This is a genomic window from Rhodococcus sp. MS13 (genome assembly GCF_013277835.1).
Classification (GTDB): domain Bacteria; phylum Actinomycetota; class Actinomycetes; order Mycobacteriales; family Mycobacteriaceae; genus Rhodococcus_F; species Rhodococcus_F erythropolis.
The window spans coordinates 149749-168481 of sequence record NZ_VBTL01000003.1 but is presented as its reverse complement, the minus strand read 5'-3'; the positions used below and the strand labels follow the sequence as shown (position 1 = coordinate 168481).

17 protein-coding genes are annotated in these 18733 nt (G+C 61.7%); 8 read left to right on the top strand and 9 right to left on the bottom strand.

Annotation, left to right across the window (positions count from 1 at the left end; genetic code table 11):
• Window positions 1-104 precede the first annotated feature (104 nt).
• Both FEZ59_RS06500 and FEZ59_RS06495 read left to right on the top strand, forming a co-directional pair.
• Entirely contained in the window at window positions 105-1886 is a 1782-nt protein-coding gene (locus FEZ59_RS06500; protein WP_097388058.1) for a hypothetical protein, read from the top strand.
• A gap of 16 nt (window positions 1887-1902) precedes the next feature.
• Window positions 1903-2832, top strand: a complete 930-nt coding sequence (locus tag FEZ59_RS06495) for an LLM class F420-dependent oxidoreductase (protein ID WP_020905735.1) — start codon at window positions 1903-1905, stop codon at window positions 2830-2832.
• A gap of 15 nt (window positions 2833-2847) precedes the next feature.
• Here FEZ59_RS06495 and FEZ59_RS06490 read toward each other — a convergent pair whose 3' ends face one another.
• From FEZ59_RS06490 to FEZ59_RS06480, 3 genes are all read right to left on the bottom strand, one after another.
• On the bottom strand, window positions 2848-3345 hold the full coding sequence (locus tag FEZ59_RS06490) for a hypothetical protein (protein ID WP_225989429.1): 498 nt from the start codon (window positions 3343-3345) through the stop codon (window positions 2848-2850).
• A gap of 210 nt (window positions 3346-3555) precedes the next feature.
• Window positions 3556-4269 (bottom strand): peptide-methionine (S)-S-oxide reductase MsrA, encoded by a 714-nt coding sequence (gene msrA, locus FEZ59_RS06485; RefSeq protein WP_020905733.1) that lies wholly within the window; start codon window positions 4267-4269, stop codon window positions 3556-3558.
• A complete protein-coding gene (locus FEZ59_RS06480) occupies window positions 4208-5386 on the bottom strand; it encodes an acyltransferase (RefSeq protein ID WP_021332697.1) in 1179 nt (392 codons plus the stop codon). Before FEZ59_RS06480 ends, msrA begins: the two co-directional genes overlap by 62 nt.
• Window positions 5387-5646: 260 nt before the next feature.
• On the opposite strand from FEZ59_RS06480, the gene FEZ59_RS06475 reads away from it, so the two are divergent.
• Window positions 5647-6270 (top strand): superoxide dismutase, encoded by a 624-nt coding sequence (locus FEZ59_RS06475; protein WP_003944189.1) that lies wholly within the window; start codon window positions 5647-5649, stop codon window positions 6268-6270.
• Here the strand turns inward: FEZ59_RS06475 and FEZ59_RS06470 are convergent, their stop codons facing one another.
• The 4 genes from FEZ59_RS06470 to FEZ59_RS06455 form a co-directional block, all read right to left on the bottom strand.
• Window positions 6271-7617 carry a hypothetical protein gene (locus tag FEZ59_RS06470; protein ID WP_172932439.1) on the bottom strand — a complete coding sequence of 449 codons (1347 nt, stop codon included), beginning with the start codon at window positions 7615-7617 and terminating at the stop codon, window positions 6271-6273. It lies immediately after the preceding gene.
• Window positions 7618-7661: 44 nt separating this feature from the next.
• Entirely contained in the window at window positions 7662-8810 is a 1149-nt protein-coding gene (locus FEZ59_RS06465) for an AI-2E family transporter (RefSeq protein ID WP_020905730.1), read from the bottom strand.
• Window positions 8800-9372 carry an HdeD family acid-resistance protein gene (locus FEZ59_RS06460; protein ID WP_019746361.1) on the bottom strand — a complete coding sequence of 191 codons (573 nt, stop codon included), beginning with the start codon at window positions 9370-9372 and terminating at the stop codon, window positions 8800-8802. Before FEZ59_RS06460 ends, FEZ59_RS06465 begins: the two co-directional genes overlap by 11 nt.
• 156 nt (window positions 9373-9528) lie before the next feature.
• The gene (locus FEZ59_RS06455) at window positions 9529-10878 is read right to left on the bottom strand and encodes a DUF1254 domain-containing protein (protein WP_021332695.1); all 1350 of its coding nucleotides are present in this window, start codon (window positions 10876-10878) and stop codon (window positions 9529-9531) included.
• A 165-nt stretch (window positions 10879-11043) separates the two neighbouring features.
• Between FEZ59_RS06455 and FEZ59_RS06450 the strand changes: the two genes are divergently transcribed.
• Together FEZ59_RS06450 and FEZ59_RS06445 are read left to right on the top strand one after the other, a co-directional pair.
• Entirely contained in the window at window positions 11044-11571 is a 528-nt protein-coding gene (locus FEZ59_RS06450) for a hypothetical protein (protein WP_019746359.1), read from the top strand.
• Window positions 11572-11863: 292 nt separating this feature from the next.
• Window positions 11864-12577 carry a TMEM165/GDT1 family protein gene (locus tag FEZ59_RS06445; RefSeq protein ID WP_019746358.1) on the top strand — a complete coding sequence of 238 codons (714 nt, stop codon included), beginning with the start codon at window positions 11864-11866 and terminating at the stop codon, window positions 12575-12577.
• Window positions 12578-12580: 3 nt separating this feature from the next.
• Here FEZ59_RS06445 and FEZ59_RS06440 read toward each other — a convergent pair whose 3' ends face one another.
• Complete coding sequence (locus tag FEZ59_RS06440; RefSeq protein WP_172932438.1) at window positions 12581-13600, bottom strand: Lrp/AsnC family transcriptional regulator; 1020 nt, start codon at window positions 13598-13600, stop codon at window positions 12581-12583.
• Between the two features lie 99 nt (window positions 13601-13699).
• On the opposite strand from FEZ59_RS06440, the gene FEZ59_RS06435 reads away from it, so the two are divergent.
• The 3 genes from FEZ59_RS06435 to FEZ59_RS06425 are packed head-to-tail and all read left to right on the top strand — an operon-like array spanning window position 13700 to window position 17683.
• Complete coding sequence (locus FEZ59_RS06435; protein ID WP_020968083.1) at window positions 13700-14908, top strand: MFS transporter; 1209 nt, start codon at window positions 13700-13702, stop codon at window positions 14906-14908.
• A gap of 27 nt (window positions 14909-14935) precedes the next feature.
• On the top strand, window positions 14936-16198 hold the full coding sequence (locus tag FEZ59_RS06430) for an amidohydrolase (RefSeq protein WP_172932437.1): 1263 nt from the start codon (window positions 14936-14938) through the stop codon (window positions 16196-16198).
• A 33-nt stretch (window positions 16199-16231) separates the two neighbouring features.
• Window positions 16232-17683: an amidase gene (locus FEZ59_RS06425; protein ID WP_133728270.1), complete on the top strand. Its 1452-nt coding sequence runs from the start codon at window positions 16232-16234 to the stop codon at window positions 17681-17683.
• Window positions 17684-17695: 12 nt separating this feature from the next.
• Here FEZ59_RS06425 and FEZ59_RS06420 read toward each other — a convergent pair whose 3' ends face one another.
• The gene (locus FEZ59_RS06420) at window positions 17696-18709 is read right to left on the bottom strand and encodes an ABC transporter substrate-binding protein (protein WP_019746353.1); all 1014 of its coding nucleotides are present in this window, start codon (window positions 18707-18709) and stop codon (window positions 17696-17698) included.
• Between the last annotated feature and the right edge of the window lie 24 nt (window positions 18710-18733).

The following is an 18733-nucleotide window of genomic DNA, read 5'->3' as shown; positions in this document are numbered from 1 at the left end:
AAGTTCACAATCCATTCAGAAATTGCTCCCGAAAAGACAGAAAAGACCGTTATCCCTTTTTTGCGGGAAGTCGGTTTTTGACACACCTGGAAGCATGACCGTCGATGACTTCTCCACAGCCCGAGCCAACTCTGACGTTCACCCCGAAACGGGTCGCGCAGCTCGCGTTCGTGTTGATCGGATGTCAGCTCGTCATTCGCGCCTGGGTTGCCGCGAGCAATTACTTCTACTGGGACGACCTCATCCTGATGGGCCGCGGAGGACGCTTCCCTCTCTTCTCGAGCGAACTCCTGCTCTACGACCACGACGGTCACTTCATGCCCGCGGCCTTCTTCTTCACCGGGTTGATCACCCGCATCGCGCCGTACAACTGGGCGCTGTCGGCAACGCTGCTCGTCATCGGCCAGGCCGCAGCGTCGTTGGCGCTTCTGCGCACTCTTCGGTTGGCCCTTGGTTGGCGACCGGCGCTGTTGATTCCGCTGATCCTGTATCTCTTCGTCCCGCTGACCCTTCCGTCGTTCTCGTGGTGGGCGGCCGCACTCAACGCCTTGCCGCTTCAGATCGCGCTTGCCTGGGCGTGTGGGGACGCGATCAAGCTGTACCGCACCGGGCATGTGCGCTACGTGTTCTCGGGCACCGCGGTTTTTGTCGTCTCTCTGCTGTTCTTCGAGAAGGCAGTGCTCGTTCCGTTCGTGGCACTCGCTTTTCTGGTGCTGTACTTGCGCACACAAGGTGAAGGAACGCCGATACGAAGTGCGGTCACGAAGTGCCGACGCCTGTGGACGGCCTGCGCCGCCGTGCTCGCGATCTGGATTCCGGTGTATCTGACAACTGTCGAATCTCCGATCACCGGCAACGGCCGTTCCATGTCCACCGAACTGCTGCATCACGGCACGTCTTTGGGGATGCTTCCCACCCTTCTCGGCGGCCCCTGGCGCTGGGAGCGGTGGATCCCCAGCCCCGCCTGGGCCGATCCGCCGACGGTCTTGGTGGCCGCGGCCTGGGCCGCGCTGCTGACGACGGTCGTGATGACCGTGCGTGCCCGACGCGGCGCTGCCTGGATCTGGGTCGCCGCGGCGCTGTACTTCCTGGCCTCTGTCGTGGCGATGACCGCTACCCGATCCGACGCCGACACCACGTACGAGTTGGCGCAGACCTTGCGTTACTTCACGGATTCGGCGACGGTGTTCGCCCTCGCCGCCGCTCTGATTCTCGCTGCACCTCGGCGGCGTCCGGCCCGGATACCCGTCGCAGTCGCCGCCGGCCTGTCGGCGCTCTTCGTGGTCAGTTCGCTCGTCTCGACCGTCACGTTCGTCGACATCTGGCGCGAGAACCCGACTCGCGACTACCTCGCCAACGCGCGAATGTCGTTGTCACAGAATGAGGATGCTCCACTGCTCGAGCAACCCGTCGCGATCGAAGTGCTCCTTCCCGTCGCCTTTCCGAACAATTTGGCAAGCAATGTTCTCGCGCCACTGCCTGATCGCCCCGAATTTTCTTCCAGCACTCCGATTCTGCGCACCATCGACGACAGCGGACGGATTGTCGATGCCGAAGTGACCTGGACGAGAAGGATTCCCGAAGGAGCGGCACCGAACTGCGGCACCCGTGCCGAAGGCCCGACCGAACTCCCCCTCGACGGCCCCCTGGCCGGCTGGGAATGGACGGTGCAGCTCAATTACCTCGCGAGCACCGACGGAACGATCGATGTCGCGTTGGAGTCCGGCGACGCAGTATCGGTACCCGTGACGCAGGGTTTGCACTCGGCATTCGTGCGCCTGGTCGGCCACGGAAACAGTGTGAAGATCACGCCGACAACGCCGGGACTGACGCTGTGTTTCGGCGCCGGACAAGTCGGTGCCGTCGTCCCGACCTCCGCAAAATAGTGGCAGAGTAGAAGTCATGGAGCTGCGTATATTCACCGAACCCCAGCAGGGCGCTACCTACGAACAACTACTGACTGTTGCCCAGACCGCCGAAAAACTCGGCTACGGCGCATTTTTCCGCTCGGACCACTATCTCGCCATGAATTCCGACGGCCTTCCCGGACCCACCGACGCGTGGATCACGCTCGCCGGAATCGCCCGCGAAACATCCACCATCCGCCTCGGCACTCTGGTGACGTCGGCTACGTTCCGTCACGCCGGACCGCTGGCCATCTCGGTCGCACAGGTCGATCAGATGAGTGGTGGCCGCGTAGACCTCGGCATCGGTGCCGGCTGGTACGAGGAAGAGCACCAGGCGTACGGCATCCCGTTCCCGGCGCTCAAGGATCGCTTCGAACTGCTCGAGGAAACTCTCGACGTAGTGACCGGCCTGTGGCGTACGCCGGTCGGCGACACGTTCGACTACGACGGTAAGCACGTGCAGATCAAGAACTCTCCCGCGCTTCCCAAACCGCACCAGGTCGACGGTCCGCCGATCCTGATCGGTGGCACGGGCAAGAAGAAGACTCCGGCGCTCGCCGCTCGGTTCGCGAACGAGTTCAACATCCCGTTCAAGTCCCTCGCGGAAACGAAGGACATCTTTGCGCGGGTTCGTCAGGCTTGCATCGACATCGAGCGCGATCCGAACGAATTGGTGTACTCCAACGCTCTCGTCCTGTGCTGCGGCCGCGACGAGGCGGAGATCAAGAAGCGCGCCGAAGCGATCGGACGCGACGTGGACGAGCTACGTGAGAACGGTCTGGCCGGAACACCTTCGGAGCTGGTCGACAAGATCGGCACTTTCGCCGAGGCCGGTTCACAGCGCGTGTACCTGCAGACTCTCGATCTGGCCGATCTGGATCATCTCGAACTCGTCGCAAGCGAGGTCATGCCCCAACTGCAGTGAGGAAAGGTCCGGGATCTACAGCGCGTTCGCGTCGAGGAACGCGCGTAGGTCTCGGTCCCACTGGGCCGAGCGGGAACGATCGAGAAAGACCCGCACCAGCATGAACGCGATGACCAATAGGGACATCACGCTGAACCAGGTGAAAACCCCGGTCACCACGGCTGCGACGTCGGCAGCACTCTGTGTGATCGGAGCTACGGTCTTGTCGCCGTGATCGTTGACGTAGATGGGGACCTCGGTGCCGACGGGCGTCGCCGAGTCGACAGTGACATCACCCGTGTGAACCTCACCGTTCCAGTTCCATTGCGCGCTGGCCATTTCGGTGGTCGGTGCAATGTAATCGGCTGTCGAGGGGGTGGTCTGCGTCGAGTCTGCAGTCGTCGTCGCCGAAATGCTGTGTAGTTCGGCGGATTGTTTGGCGATCAGTGCGTTCTGGCTCGAAGCCGTCGCAGCCCCTGCCCATACCGCGAGAGGCAGCAGAAGAATCGCGAAAATGATCAGACCGAAGGACATGAATCCTTCGATCCGATCACTGCGGCGAACCATCGGATCGTGGCCTACATGAATGGTGCGTCGGAGCAGCGACGCAGTTCCTCGCGTACTACCTGACATTATTAGCTCAGTTCTCTCGACGACACACTCTTACATCGAGATTCCCTTTGTTTCGATCTAGTTGCAAGTGTTAACGAGCTGAATCACATGTGTCCTCCAACACCTGTCCAGTTATTCGCTCGGCGGAAGGATGTCCGTCTGCGCCGGAACCTGATCCTGACGGAGCAATCCGACCGGGCAACTGACGCCGGTGGCATGCACCGGGCAGTAGCCGCCGGGGTTCTTCGCCAAATACTGCTGGTGGTAATCCTCCGCGTAGAAGAAGTCGCGCAGCGGACCGATTTCGGTGGTGATCGCGCCGTATCCGGCTTCGGCAAGTCGTTCACCGAAAGCGACGGCCGACGCATGAGCGATTTCTTCCTGCTCGGCGGACGTCGTGAAGATCGCCGAACGGTACTGCGAGCCCTGGTCGTTACCTTGACGCATCCCCTGCGTCGGATCGTGGTTCTCCCAGAAGTGCGCCAGGATCTGCTCGTAGGAGATCACTGCGGGATCGAAGACCACCAGCACCACTTCGGTGTGACCCGTACGTCCGGAGCACGTCTCTTCGTACGTCGGGTTGGGAGTGAAGCCTCCCGCATAACCCGCAGCGGTTGTGTACACACCCGGAAGCTGCCAGAACTCCTTCTCGGCGCCCCAGAAACAACCCATCCCGACGACGACGGTCTGCAGTTCGGCCGGAAACGGCGGCGTCAACGGATGCCCGTTGACGTAGTGCGCGGTAGGTACCGGCATTTTCTGCTCTCGCCCGGGCAGGGCGTCCTCAGGCGCGATCAGCGTGGATTTTGCGGACGCTCGTCCCAGAATGTCGTCGTACCAGCTCATGCTTCGATGCTACGCGCGAGCGGCTGTTTCGCCACGCCGTGACCGCGCGGGCGCCGGGCAGCTCCACCCACCGGTAGCCGATTTCTGCTACCGCGGCCGTTGCCAGAAGGAACAGCGCGAACGCCAGCGTCGGTCCGACGTACAAAACGGTGTTCTCGACAACGCGGTACAGGATCAGGGTGTGCACGAGATAGATGATGTAACTGCGCGTCGAGAGCCATTTCACGACCGACCAGCGCGTCGGGACACCGTCGTAGCGGCCGATGAGAACTACCGCTGCGGCGACTACCGAAATGGTCCACAGGTAGTGCTCGCCGGCCCAGTAGACGCGGAACTGGGTCGCCACGATGATGACGTGCATCTGAACGAGGACGGCAACGATCAGCCAGCGGCCGGGAGCGAGCTTCGCCCACGCGAGGTACATGATCTGACCGAGGAAGACAGCCGGCAGCGTCGCGGCGATCTTGGACAGCATCGGCACGGTGTACGGCAACGGCGCGTAGACGTTGTAGAGCAGCACCAGTGAGCACAGTGCTCCGCCGGCGAGCGGCATGACGATTGGACGCAGACGCAGTATCGGTCGAGCCGCGACGCAGGCGAGATAGAAGAGGAATTGGACGGTGAGCGTCCAGGTCACTCCGAGAACCGCTACCTCGGGCTTGAGAAAGAATCCGCCGAGAAAAAAGCTCATCAACGCTTCGGTATCGGAAAGACCTTCCTGACCGCTGAACATTCCGTTGATTCCGAGGCGGACCAGAAGAATGGCAATCGCGGTTGCCACCCAGAATGCGGGCAGCAGGCGGCTGAATCGGTTGGTCAAGAACTTTCCGGGGCCGTCACGAATCGCGGACCGCGTCACCAGAGCGCCGGTCAGCATCATGAATACCGCGACCCCGACAAAAGAGAGGTGCTGGTTGAGTTCGGCAGGCTCGATCAGAACGCCGTAAACGACGTCGATCACCCACCAACCCGAGCCGAGATCGTCGATGACGTAAAAAGAGATGTGGGAGTAGATCACGGCGGCAACCGCCAGTGCTCGCAGCAGGTCAGCGCCCGGAAGATTCACCCGAGGCGCGGCCGCCTCTGGTGATTCCGGGAGGAAAACTGGTGCGGGCATCGCGCAAGTTTAAGGTTCCGTTCACCTTTACGACGAATTTGCGCATATTAGCTTACCCTTAGATCCGACTAAGTTCGGTTAACCAAACTTTATTCTTTGGTGATTACTACCTGAGCCGGACTGTTGCGGACGGTGTACGAATGTTATTGGGTGGAAACCCGAAGAATGATTTGCACATACGCGAGTGACGTCACGCCGTGACCGGTGATCGACGCACTCTAAAGCACCAGGGCTCACCAGCCCGCAAAGAAGGGACCCTCGTGTCTGTTTACACGCTGCCGGAACTCCCCTACGACTACGCAGCCCTCGAGCCGCACATCTCGGGCAAGATCATGGAGCTGCATCACGACAAGCACCACGCGGCTTACGTTGCCGGCGCCAACGCTGCACTCGAGAAGCTGGCCGAGGCTCGTGAGAACGACACCATCGCAGCGCAGGCCAACCTGCTCGAGAAGAACCTGGCGTTCCACCTCGGTGGCCACACCAACCACACCGTTTTCTGGAACAACCTCAGCGCTGACGGTGGCGACAAGCCCGAAGGCGAGCTCGCCGCAGCGATCGACGACAACTTCGGTTCGTTCGATCTCTTCCGCGCTCACTTCTCCGCGAACGCCAACGCCATCCAGGGCTCCGGCTGGTCCATCCTCGCGTGGGACTCGATCGGACAGCGTCTGATCATCGTCCAGCTCTACGATCAGCAGGGCAACATCTCCATCGGCCTCACGCCGCTGCTGCTCCTCGACATGTGGGAGCACGCTTTCTACCTCGACTACCAGAACGTCAAGGGCGACTACGTCAAGGCATTCTGGAACATCGTCAACTGGAACGACGTTTCGGCCCGCTTCGACCGTGCACGTACCCAGACCGCAGGTCTGATCGTCTAGTCACAGCTCTTCTTGCGAACGGCGGCGCCTCACCAGGGGCGCCGCCGTTCGCGTCAGCAGAGCGCCACCGAGCAGGACCGTCGTGGCTCCGAAGACCAATGCCAGTGTGCGAGTTCCGGAGTCACCGCTGCTCGCGCTGGTCTGATTCACGGCCACCGGATCCGACAGCACCGAGGTCAACTGAACCTGCTGCGGAGTGGTCATCGCCGGAATACCGGATTTTGCGCCGTCGAGGCCCGTGACCAATGACTTGGCGATCCCTTGCAGCGTCGCGAATCCCTGGGTGATCTGATCGGTCACGTCGCCGAGCATCTGCGGTGCCTGATCGGCGATGGGGATGAGTCCGTCGTTCAATTGTCCGGCAGCACTGCTGAGTTGATCGCTCGCGCCTTGCAGCTGCCCGACCGCGGTGCGGACTAGATCACCGAGCTCCGTATCGGGTCCGACCGAGCCGCCCAACAGCGCCGGAACGGTGCCCAATTGCGCATTCAGCGCACCGAGATCCGAACTCACACCGGCCAGTTGCGCTGTCACGTCGGGCGGGATCGGAAGGCCGTTCAACGCAGTTTGCAACGTGTCGATCCGTGTCTTCAATTCCGCGGTCGACGACGACGCCTCCCCCAGCGTCAGGCCCAGTGAGTCAGCGCGCGTGGCCAGCTCTTCCGCCGACCCCGACGCCTGATCGACCACGCCGGATACCTGGTCCGCCACGCTCATCAACTCCAACGCTCCCGAGCGTGCGGTCTCGAGATACGGCAGCAGAGTGCCTGCGCCTGCCTTCACCTGATCGATGGACTTTCCGGCCTCGTTGGTGCCGGCGACCAGAATCTGTGCGGTGGTGAGGTTTTGATCGATCGAGCGCCGCGCGGCCGAAGTCTGAGCCAGCAAACCCTTGATTCCGTCCGCGCCGACCTGCGCCGATACGGCCCGGGTCAACTCGGCGGACTTCTCCGAGTCCGAGCCATTCACCGCCAGTTCGACACTGGCTTGGCGGGGATCAGTGCCGAACATCGACGCGACGGTTTCGCTGAAGTCTTCCGGCACCGTCAACGTCGCGAAGTAGTTCCCGCCGGGATTGTCGACCACCTGGAAGTCGAAGTCTTCGTTCTTGCCCAACGTGTCCACCAGGGTGTCGCCGGCCCGAAGTTCCTTGCCGTCGAGCGTGGTTCCCGCGTCGGCGTTCACGATCGCGACGGTGTTCGAGGAATCGGCACCGCCCGCGAAGATCACGAACCCGATCCCCGCCACCGCAGCCGCGACAATCGCGGCCACACCACCCACTGCCAGCCGTCGACCGAGGCGTGACGGCTGGCGGTGGGAGTTCTCGGTGGTGTTCTCGGCGCTCATGGGCGAGACGATAAAGCAACAACTTGTAGAAACACTGAGAAGTTCTAGGTGGGCGCCGGGGTCGGTTTCGCTTCTTCTTTCGGGTCTTCATCCGGTTCGGTTCGAGGACCACTGATCAGGATGTCCGCCCAGCGTGTGGCCGGGTCGATGTCAAGCAGGACGGCCTTCACCAGCAACGAGAGCGGAATCGCCAGCAATGCTCCGAGTGCTCCGAGAACCCACGCCCAGAAGACAAGCGAGAGGAAGGTCATCGTCACCGACAGCCCGACGGCGTCGCCGACGAACTTGGGTTGGATGATGGACTGGATCACGAAGTTGATGACGGAGTAGACGACGATCACCCACAGCATCAGCCACGGCCCGCCCTGAAGGAGTCCCAGGAGCGCCGGTGGGATGACGCCGATGACAAACCCGATGTTGGGGATGTAGTTGGTGATGAAGGACAGCAGCGCCCACAGGACGGGCAGCTGAATGCCCATCAGCCACAGCGCACCACCGTCGAGTACCGCCACGATGAGGCCGAAGACCGTCGAGACGACCAGATATTTGCGAGTTCCGGCGGCAAAGGTGGAGAGCGCGTAGGAGATTTCGGGACGTTGCTCGGACAGCACATTCAACCGTGAGCGGATACTCATGCCGTCGAAAGCCATGAACAGCAACAGCGCGAGGATGAACACCAGATCCGACAGAATGCCGAGCAGACCTTCCAGCCCGCTTTCGAGTACGCCCACGACCTTCGTGAGATCGATACTGCTGAGTGTGCTTTGGATCTGTTCGGTGCTGACTCCGAAGTCGGCCAACTTGTCGCGGCCCTCGTTGAGGAGGTTGGTCATCTCCTCGGAGTATTGAGGCAGGATTGTCGCCAACTGGGCCGTCGACACGATCAACGACGCCGCCAACCCGAGCAGAATCAGGTACACGGTGACCAGTGAGCCGAGCATCCCGACCCACTTGGGCCACCCTCGGCGCTGTGACCAATCCTGAATGGGCTGAACGGCAATCGTCAGCACGAGGGCCAGGAATACCGGTCCGAGGATGCCGCCGAACACCTTCATTCCGCCGACGGCAACCACGGTGGCCGCGAGACCGAGCAGGACGATCAGACCGCGCGGGATCGACCAGTTCGCACTACCGGAAAGCGTGGGGATCGGAGCGGGAGCCGCGGCGGCCGGCTTGCCCTTCTTAGAGAACACCGGCTTCCTTTGCCCGGCTTCTGATCTGGAATGCGCCCACGATCATGAAGAGGCCGAACAAGATTGCGTACCAACCCAACAACCAGATGAGGCTGATGATGCCTTCGCCTGGTGCGATCAGAAGGATGATGCCGAAGATGACCGCGAGCACCGACGCGGCGAGCAGCCATCCCCAACTGGATCCGGGCAGCGCTTTCATCTTGAAGGCGCCGACAATTCCGAAGATTCCGAACATGATGGCGTAGAAGGCAATTATGTACAGAAGTACCAGCGCCGTGATGCCTGGCCAGACCAGCGCGACGATACCGGCTCCCACCGAAACGACGCCGGTGAACACCCACCATCCCCACGAACTCAGGTGTTCGCGGTCCCGGATGGCTCGAACGAGCGTGATCAAGCCGTCGACAATGGAGTAGATACCGAACAGGAAAACCAAGGCCACCACGGTAATTCCCGGCCACACGAGCGCAATGATTCCGAAGATCACGCCGAAGATTCCGCGGATCAGGATCATCCACCAGATCTCTTTGCCGTACTGCACGAACGGGTTCTGCGTGACCATCAGTAGCCTCCGAAGCAAGCGGGTGTCTCTGACCGATTCAACAGCTCTTCAAACAGGGCAATACCGACAGATCGTATGGCTATCGTGACCTTTCCGCCCATCGAAACGCGCGGCTGATACCGAGTTGTGCTCTTCGGGTACGAAGCGAGGGGACTTTCAGCCTGCTTCCCGAATGCTTGCTTCCCGAATACCGGGCGCGGTCCACGATCCCGACAGCACTGCAGCCTTCGGCCAGTACAGGCGCAGAAAGACGTTGAAGTCACCGGACGGAGCCGGCAACCAGTTCCGCTCCTTCTCGCCACCAGGCGACTCGTGCTGGAGATAGATGTCCAACGAGCCGTCGTCGGCGAACACCAGATCACTTCGATCGCCGATGGCATATCGATCGATCGGGTTGTCCACGAAGTACTGCCGCTCGTTCATCATCGTGAGCGACCAGAATCCCTCGACCGGCGGGAGCTCGTCCTTCTCGAAATGAAGTACGTACTTCTTCTCACCGGTCAGAGGCTTACCGTCGACGTCCGTCGTAGCGTGCGGGTACACGGCATCTGCGTCGAGGTTGGCCCCGAAACCGAGCCAGACGATCAGAGCCCGCTGAGCGTAATGAGTCCCGTAATGCCCCAAGCCGCGGTGCATCGTCCAGCCGTTCTTCGGATTGCCTTCCGCCTCCTTGGCGATCTCGCTCAGCACGTCCATTCCGGTCCGCGCAGCTCGGTCGAGGGCATCACGCACCTCTTGCGGGCGCGACTTCCAGGGCAGCGACGAGCCGATTCCGATGTCGGACAGCTGTTTCATCATCTCGGTATCCTCCGGACGCGGAGGATTGTCGTCGAGAAGTGCGTCGAGCGTGGTGAAGAAGGTCTCGCCGTCCATTGCGGCCACCTGGTCCACCGGCGGTGTGCGCGTGTCGACAGCAGAGTTCACCGGAACTTCTCCGGGCGTGTAGTCCTGCGGATCACCTGTCCACTCCGACAGTGGTGTGAGTCGCGTCCGGTCCTGCAGGCTGTGCACTTCGGCCAGGTCTGTTCCCCCTGACGTCGCGTAGCGGGCGACTATCCAATTCATCGCCGTCGGCGACCGCAGCAGCGTCAAACCCTTGGGCACGTTGCCTTTCCAATTCGGTCCGGCCACCAGGTACGGTCCCCCGGTGCGTCCTACCGTCCGAGATCCCGGCACCGTGAAGACGTCGCTCCACGCGTCGAGGATGGGGACCAGCCAGTACCGGGTGCCGAAGTCCGGCAGCGAGAGCACCTGCGGTTCCGTCGAGACGTCCAGCCACCCCGACGAGTAAAGAGTGTCCGCGTTCGGCGAGACGACATCGGTGAAGCTCGCGTCGGGCGTCGTACGCGCATAAGCGAACTGGTTGAGCGGGGCTTTCATCGCCACCGGGGTCGGCGTCGCCGTCATGACGTCACGCGATACCGCCGCAATCAACAGGGGATACCCGAAGATCCACGCCTGCGTTGCCAGGTCTTCGAGCCGAGAACGGTTCTTCGACAGAGTCATGCCTGCGCATACCACCGCTCTCACCAGCGCAAACCTGGCTGGCACTCTCCCTGTCTTGTGTGCCAGTACCGAATAGGTGCATATTTCGATTACCCAACGAGGTGTGCCGGACCGACGCATGCGCGTCAGACCGAGATTTGCCCCAGCACCGAGGGAGGAACAGAAATGAACAGAAACGAAGCAATAGGCATTTCTCCGTTCCAAGCCGCTGGGTCTTTGCAGGGTTTCGTCATTTCCGGCCGTTGGCCGGACACCACCCAGGAGTGGGCGCAGCTTCTCGCCCTGGCTGTCCGAGTGGCCTCGATGCCGGGATTGTTGCCGACGACGACGGTCTTCGGAGTGCGTGAGGACGTTCCCGAGGATCCGCAACCCGGCACCGTCGGTCTGGTGGTTGCCGAAGGTCCGGTGCTCGGCGATTTTGCACTGACACCCGGCCGTTTCTCCGACCATCAGCCGCCGGCACTGATCATGCTGCACCCGCCGTCGGAAACTACCCCCAGCCTGCCGGAATGCGAGGGAAGCGCGTCGGGGTGCGTACTACTGCCAGGACTTCCCTACCTGGGCTTGGAGCATCGTGCGGCCTGGGTGGAGGCAGAGCCGGACGGCACGGTCGTCTCCATGATCAGCCGCGTCGGCATCGATTTGATCAGCGATCCCGACACCGCTGTTTTGGCCATGCTCCTCGCTTCGTGACGGCCGCGGTAAGCGATAAGTTCGGACTCCCAAACTTGCTGTGCGCTTTGCCAATTCGAGCCGACCGCGCTAACGTGGGTAGCAACGAAGGGGAGTAGCCCCCAATCGCCTGTGTCGACATACTGGTTCGACGCGCTCCGCCTGGTGTGGATCGCGAAGCACCCGGCCTGGCGAACCGAAGGTCCTGTGGCCTCGGTGGGCGAGACCTTCGGCCGGACAAGCGCACTATGCGCCTGCCCAGGCCGGAGGCTCGCATTTTTCCTCCGACCTACACCGACCGGAGGAGTAAACCTTGCTTGCCGCAATACTTTTGAGTTTCGGCGTCATTTTCGTCGCGGAACTCGGCGACAAGTCGCAACTGATGGCAATGACGTTTGCCTTGCGATATCGCTGGTGGGTCGTTCTCGGCGGAATCACCGTCGCCACCACCCTTGTTCACCTTGTCTCGGTCGCCGTCGGCCACTACCTGGGCGTCGCACTCCCCACCGCGGCAATTTCCATCGTCGGCGGGATCGCGTTCCTGATCTTCGGCCTCTGGACCCTGCGCGGTGACGATCTCACCGACGACGAGCAGAACAAAGCCGGTCGCGTCACGCGATCCGCCTTCATCGCCGTCGCGTCGGCCTTCTTCCTGGCAGAACTCGGCGACAAGACCATGCTCGCCACCATCACCCTTGCGACAGACAACGACTGGATCGGCGTCTGGATCGGGTCGACGGTAGGCATGGTGGCGGCCGACGCTCTCGCCATCATCGTCGGCTCGGTACTGGGCAAGCACCTCCCGGACGGATTCATCAAGATCGGCGCCGCGGTGCTGTTCTTCGTCTTCGGTGTCTGGCTGCTGCTCGAGGGCATCTTCCCCGACTCGTCGGCCGGCATCATCGGCGGTGGCGTTGTCCTGGCAGTGTCCGTACTGGGTGCGCTGGCGCGGATGATCTGGAAGCGCTCCCGTGCGACCGACTCCGATACACACCTCGTCGACGACAATCGGACGCCGATCGACTGACGCTCAACGAATAACGTCGTCGGCGCCCCAAATTGCGACCGGGACATGACCTTCCGCCACTCCGCTCGGTCCGAGTAGCTGCCCGAACCGCTTCATCGGGTACAGCGAGACACGTCGATCGAGGATCCGCACACTACCGATTCGGCGGAGTCGATCCTCGACGACAAGACTCTGCGCGAGGCTGCTCAGCCACACGCTGATCAACATGTTCGCTGTTCCGGTGGTCGCCACCAACAATCTGATCTCCGGCCAACTCGACACAAGATTGCCGAGTTCGTCGGTGGAACCGTCCACAGCGACATCGAAGATCACTTCGAACGGTGAACCGACAGCCTGTTGCGAGACATCGCAGCGGAAAATCAACTGTTGCGAGGCAGTCAGCTGGGCCAAGCGCCGTCGAATCGCAGTCTCGTTCGTTCCACAAATCGCGGCGAGACGCGCATAGCTGGCACGTCCGTCACGGCCGAGCGCCTCCAACAGGGCACCGTCGGACTCACGGAACACTGTCGGATCTGCCGGCGCCGCAGCGGTTGCCAGCTGAGCGCGACCTGCTTGCCCCAGAGCGCCCGGCTCCCAACTGAAGCCGTCTCGGTACACCTTCACCCCGACCCGGCTTCTGATCGACAAGATTCCAGGATCGGCAGCAAGGTGCTCACACACCAAGGCGTCCAAACTCTTCTGGTCGGCGGCCACAACTCCGACGAAGTACTCGTACTCACCTTCCGTCCTGGCCAACAGATAAGCGCAGGCCAGCTCACGTAACCGCTCCCCCACGTCGGCAACCGCATCCTGAGTGGTCCTGATCAGGAGATAGCCGAATATGTGGGTTCGACCGATTGCGACCGCGTTGACCCACGAATGACCGTTCGAGACGAGTCGACGCCACCGGCGGGCGATCGTCGTCGAATCCATGTCGAGTACCGACGACAACTGCGTCCACGACGCGCGGGGGTTGAGTTGGAGTGCATTGATGATCTCCAGATCAGATTCCGCGATCACAAATGCGTCGGATTCCGGCTTCATCTGCCAAGTATTGCTGGATTACTGCATTCTGGCCGGTGATCCCTGCCGGTTTGCCAAAGATATGTGAATCACTTCACAGGTTCACCACTTGGAGGCCCAGTGCTTCGCTCCACCAAAGTCACGGTCGCGCTGCTGTTCGTCGCCTACGCGATCGACTACATAGATCGGCTGGCGATCAACCTCGCCCTCCCTTTGCTCGGTGAGGAGTTCGATCTCGACTACTCCCAGCGTGGATTGATCATCTCCACGTTCTTCATTGCATACACACTGGCCCAACTGCCTGGTGGACTGCTCGCCGATCGATACGGCGCAGTCCGGATGGCTCTGATCGGGTTGGTGGCGTGGAGTGTCTTCACCGGCCTCACTGCCCTTGCGTGGTCGTTCGGGACGCTTCTGGTTGTTCGCTTTCTCTTCGGTCTCGCACAGGGCGTGTTTCCGGCAGCCGCAGTAAAGCTGGTTGCCGAACGCAGCATCCCGGAGCAACGTGCCACCGCAACCGGATGGATGAACAGTTCCAACGCCGTCGGTACGCTTCTTGCCATTGTCGTTGCGGCAGCGCTTCTCCCGTTGATCGGCTGGCGTGGGATGTTTCTGGCCGTCGCGGCGCTCGGCGTACTCTCGCTCGTCAGCATCAAGTTGTGGCTCCCGCCCGCACTTCCGGCGGAGATCGACCACGGTCCGGATTCCTCCTGGGACAACATGCGCACCGTACTTCGCTCCCGCGCGATGTGGCTCTTCGCCTTGATGTTCTTCGGCTACGACTTCGTGATCTGGGGGATGTCGTCCTGGGTTCCGTCCTACCTCCATGACGAACGTGGAATCGCCCTCTCGAGTGCGAGCCTCCTTCTCATCCCGGCAACCGTGGTGGCCGCCGTGACCACCGTCATCGGCGGCCGAATCTCGGATCGACTGGCAGGCAACAGCCGCATCGTCGTAGTGCCGTCCATGCTCGCGTGCATCGTGATGCTCGTTTCAGTTCCTTTCGCCTCCAACACGGCCTTGTTCGTCGTTCTCGTCACCCTCGGATCTGCCGCTGCCTCTTTCGCTTTCATGCCGTGTTTTGCACTCCCACTTCGTAGCCTGCCTTCTTCGGTGGTCGGAGCCGCCTCGTCGATGATCATTTTCGGCGGCATGGTCGCCGGGATTGTCGCGCCGCTGGTGTTCGGATTCATCGTGGACCATCTCTCCTGGTCAGCGGCGTTCGTATCGCTCGCGCTCGGGCCCGTCGTGGCGATCATCGCGGTAATGGCAGCGCCGCAGACCCGAGAAAAGATGCTGAACCTGGTGCAACTGAAAACCGCCAACTGATCATCACCAACCGAAAGAAGATCGACCATGAATCAACTGCTTTCGAATCTTGAATTCGGAGACCCGTCGCGGTTGCGAACCGTCGAGCCGCACTGGTTCGATCTGTACCGGGACCTGCACGCACACCCCGAGTTGTCCGGCAACGAAACTCGCACTGCCGCAATTGTTGCCGAAGAGCTTCGGCGGATCGGCGGCTGGGACGTCACGATCGGAGTCGGCGGCACGGGTGTCGTCGGTGTTCTCCAAGGGAGCAGCGGGCCGGTGATCCTGCTACGCGCCGACATGGACGCGTTGCCGGTCGCAGAAGACACCGGGTTGTCATACGCCTCCAAGACGGATGGCGTCATGCATGCGTGTGGCCACGACGTCCACGTAACCGCGCTACTTGCCACGTGCGCAGCACTTTCCGCGGATCCGACGTCGATCACCGGCACTGTTGTCGCGGTCTTCCAGCCTGCCGAGGAGACCGGGTCCGGCGCTCGTGCGATGGTCGACGACGGAATCTTCGACCGTTTCCCGCGACCGGACCTCTGCCTGGGACAACACGTGGGTCCGACTCCGGCTGGGATGCTGGTCATCAAACCCGACATCTTGATGGCAGCATCCGACACGATTCGAGTGGTTTTTCACGGCCATGGTGGACATGCGTCCTCGCCGTACGCGTGCATCGACCCCTTGTTGATGGCAGCATCTTTCGCGCTGCGCATTCAAAGTCTGGTCGCTCATGAAGCGGCAACCCCGACAGCACCGGTGCTCACGGTGGGAGCATTGCACGCCGGCACAGCTGCGAACATCATTGCCGACGACGCCGAACTACTACTCAGTCTGCGAACTTTCAGCGCATCGTCGCGAGAACACATGCTCGAATCTGTAGGCCGGATCGCTCGCGCAGAAGCGGACGGAGCAGGCGCCACCGAAGCGCCGGACGTTCATGCGTACAACGGCTTTCCGGCCACGGTCAACACTCCGGACGCAACGTCCACGGTGATGACCGACCTACGCCGGGCCGGATTGGGAATGCACACCCTGCCGCAACCACTTTCAGGCAGCGAGGACTTCGGAGTCTTCGGCACTGCTGCCCAATGCCCCTCCGTATTCTGGCATTTCGGCGGGACGGCGCTTCGGAGTTTCGACGAAAGAGCTCTCGCCGCACTCGCCGAGGGACGGATTCCTCCCGGCACACCCTCGAATCACTCACCGCGCTTCGCGCCGGATCCGGCCGCGGCACTACCCGAAGGTGTCACGGCTATGACTGCGGCCGCACTGGGCGCCCTTGCGCGAAGCGCGTGATTCCTACACATACTTCTCCAGGGAGATAACGCCATGTCAGACGACCTGCATTACCTCAGCGCCACCGAAGCTATTGCACACTTTCGCACGCGAGAATTGTCTCCGGTCGAGCTGCTACAAGCAGTCGTCGACCGAACCCAGAAGTTCGAACCTCACATCAATGCCTTCACCGAAGAGATGTTCGAGGAGGCACTGACCGGCGCTCGGGAAGCTGAGAGCCGATATCTCGGCCACGGACCCGATCCGCGGCCGCTCGAGGGAATTCCGGTAGCTGCCAAGGAAAAACACGCTATTGCCGGAAAGTCTCTGACCGAAGGTTCGCTGGCGGCGCGCGGAAACATCGCCCGCGAGAACGCACCGGTGATCGATCGAGTTCTGGCAGCAGGCGGCTTGATTCACGCACGCACCACGACGCCGGAGTTCTGTGTTGCGGCGTTCACGCACTCTCCACTATGGGGCGTGACTCGCAATCCCTGGAATCTCGATTACAGCCCCGGCGGGTCATCCGGAGGTGCGGGCGCTGCACTCGCTGCCGGAACTACCACTCTGGCAACAGCATCCGATATCGGTGGGTCGACGCGGGGCCCGGCAGGCTTCACCGGCACCGTCGGACTCAAAGCGTCGTACGGCCGCATTCCCGGGGTCGCCCCGCTGTCCATGGATTCCTACCGTGGCGACGGTCCGATGGCCCGAACTGTCGACGACGCAATTCTTTTGGCCAACGTTCTGATCGGGCCGGATCCGCGTGACCATTCTTCCCTGAGGCCGGCGATCACGCTGCCACACGAGTACCCGACGGTCGAGGGAATGCGCATTGCCCTGTGCCTGCGGCTCGGTGACTTCCCCATCGAGCCTGACATCGAGGCGAACACCCGGGCTCTCGCACAGTCGTTGGTCGATGCCGGCGCGATCGTCGAGGAGATCGAGTTGCCGTGGACTCGTGATTCGATGGCAGCAGCGGTGAAAGTCCATTTCGGAACGATCATGGGTGCATCCGTCGCGGAAGTTGCTCGCGTCCACGGTGATCTTCTTGCCGACTACACGCTCGACAACGTCGCGCTCACGTCGAAGGGCGCTGCGGAAATGTCATTTCTGGACGGCCTTCGCAAAGAAACCCAGATGCAACGAGAGCTCGCCGAGGCGATGGCTCCATTCGATGCGCTGATCTGCCCGACTTCGGGCACCATCGCCTTCCCGGCAGGCGAGTCTTTGCTCGACGGCCTCACGGTTGCGGGCCAGCACGTGAACACCACCGCCGAAGCACTTCTCACGTTGCCGTTCAACGTCGCCAATCGGTGCCCCGTACTAGCGGTGCCCAGTGGACACGCACACAACGGCGTTCCCACGGGCGTCCAGATCGTCGGCCATACGTACGACGAACCGACCGTGTTCCGGATCGGCAAAGCACTGGAGAAGATCCGCCCGTGGGCATACACCGACCAGCATCAACCGAGGCTGGATGTGGTGACGCCGGCTTCCTCTTGATCGCTGAGGAGATCAGAGCTTGGCTCTGATCTCCTCAGCAATCGGCTGGAACTGCTCGAGGAACGTCAGGGCCCAACCGAACGACGCGACGCCCTCGTAGTCGAACGAGTACACCTGATCGTTCTTGACGGCGCGCAGACGCTGGAAGATGGTGTCGTTCGCCAACTTCTCGTTGATGGGGCCCTTGCCACTGTTGGTGATGATGACGTCGGCTTCGTCGAGTAGCTCCAACTGCTCCTTCGGGAACCACTCGTTGCTGCCGGCAGGAATTGCGAGTGAGCGGTCGTTGAACTGGAACCCGGCCTCGCTGATGACCGTCGTCTGATACTTGGTCGGCGAGTACAGCGAGAAACCACTCTCCTCGAAGTACGTGGTGTAGACGACCTTCACCTTGCTCAACACGTCAGCGTTGTCGCTGCGGAACTTCGCGATCCGCGCCTCGTATCGGTCTGCCAACTCTTGAACCTTCGCACTCTGGTTGAGTGCGTCCGCGACCCCGAGGGCGCGCTCCTTCCACGCGTACTGGCCGTCTTCGGCAAAAACTGCGGTCGGTGCAATCGACCGGATCTGCTCGTAAAGATCCGGGTTGTTCTCCGAAAGGAGGTTGGTCATCACGATCAAGTCGGGAGACAAAGCCGCTATCGCCTCGGCGTTGGGCTCGTACCAGCGTCCCACCTTCGGAAGAGACCGCAGGGCAGACGCATACGGTTCCGGGACACCGTCGGCGTTCTCGTAGTCCACCGGCAATCCGACGGGCGTGAATCCGGCGTCGAACATCGCGGGGCCCGTGTAGTAATCGGCGCTGACCACTCGCTGCGGGTTGGTGGGAACCTCCACCTGCCCCAGGGCCGTGTTGATGGTGCGCATCGAGCCCTCGGCCGATTCACTGGAGCTGGTTCCACAGGCCGTGAGCAATCCGATCCCCGCCAAGGCACCCGCCCCGAGGAAACCGCGTCGGGTAAGTGCTGCGGTGATGCGAGCGAACTCGGCATCGGTATCAGCGGTAGGCAAGAGAAGTGATGTCATGGGTTTCCTGACGGTATCCGAATT

Bases quoted from the DNA above. Each gene is read 5' to 3' on its own strand.
- FEZ59_RS06470 (WP_172932439.1), bottom strand. From the start codon at position 7,617: ATGAGCGCCGAGAACACCACCGAGAACTCCCACCGCCAGCCGTCACGC.
- FEZ59_RS06425 (WP_133728270.1), top strand. From the start codon at position 16,232: ATGTCAGACGACCTGCATTACCTCAGCGCCACCGAAGCTATTGCACAC.
- FEZ59_RS06500 (WP_097388058.1), top strand. From the start codon at position 105: ATGACTTCTCCACAGCCCGAGCCAACTCTGACGTTCACCCCGAAACGG.
- FEZ59_RS06430 (WP_172932437.1), top strand. From the start codon at position 14,936: ATGAATCAACTGCTTTCGAATCTTGAATTCGGAGACCCGTCGCGGTTG.
- FEZ59_RS06455 (WP_021332695.1), bottom strand. From the start codon at position 10,878: ATGACTCTGTCGAAGAACCGTTCTCGGCTCGAAGACCTGGCAACGCAG.
- msrA (WP_020905733.1), bottom strand. From the start codon at position 4,269: ATGAGCTGGTACGACGACATTCTGGGACGAGCGTCCGCAAAATCCACG.
- FEZ59_RS06460 (WP_019746361.1), bottom strand. From the start codon at position 9,372: ATGGTCACGCAGAACCCGTTCGTGCAGTACGGCAAAGAGATCTGGTGG.
- FEZ59_RS06420 (WP_019746353.1), bottom strand. From the start codon at position 18,709: ATGACATCACTTCTCTTGCCTACCGCTGATACCGATGCCGAGTTCGCT.
- FEZ59_RS06490 (WP_225989429.1), bottom strand. From the start codon at position 3,345: ATGTCCTTCGGTCTGATCATTTTCGCGATTCTTCTGCTGCCTCTCGCG.
- FEZ59_RS06495 (WP_020905735.1), top strand. From the start codon at position 1,903: ATGGAGCTGCGTATATTCACCGAACCCCAGCAGGGCGCTACCTACGAA.
- FEZ59_RS06450 (WP_019746359.1), top strand. From the start codon at position 11,044: ATGAACAGAAACGAAGCAATAGGCATTTCTCCGTTCCAAGCCGCTGGG.
- FEZ59_RS06480 (WP_021332697.1), bottom strand. From the start codon at position 5,386: ATGCCCGCACCAGTTTTCCTCCCGGAATCACCAGAGGCGGCCGCGCCT.
- FEZ59_RS06440 (WP_172932438.1), bottom strand. From the start codon at position 13,600: ATGAAGCCGGAATCCGACGCATTTGTGATCGCGGAATCTGATCTGGAG.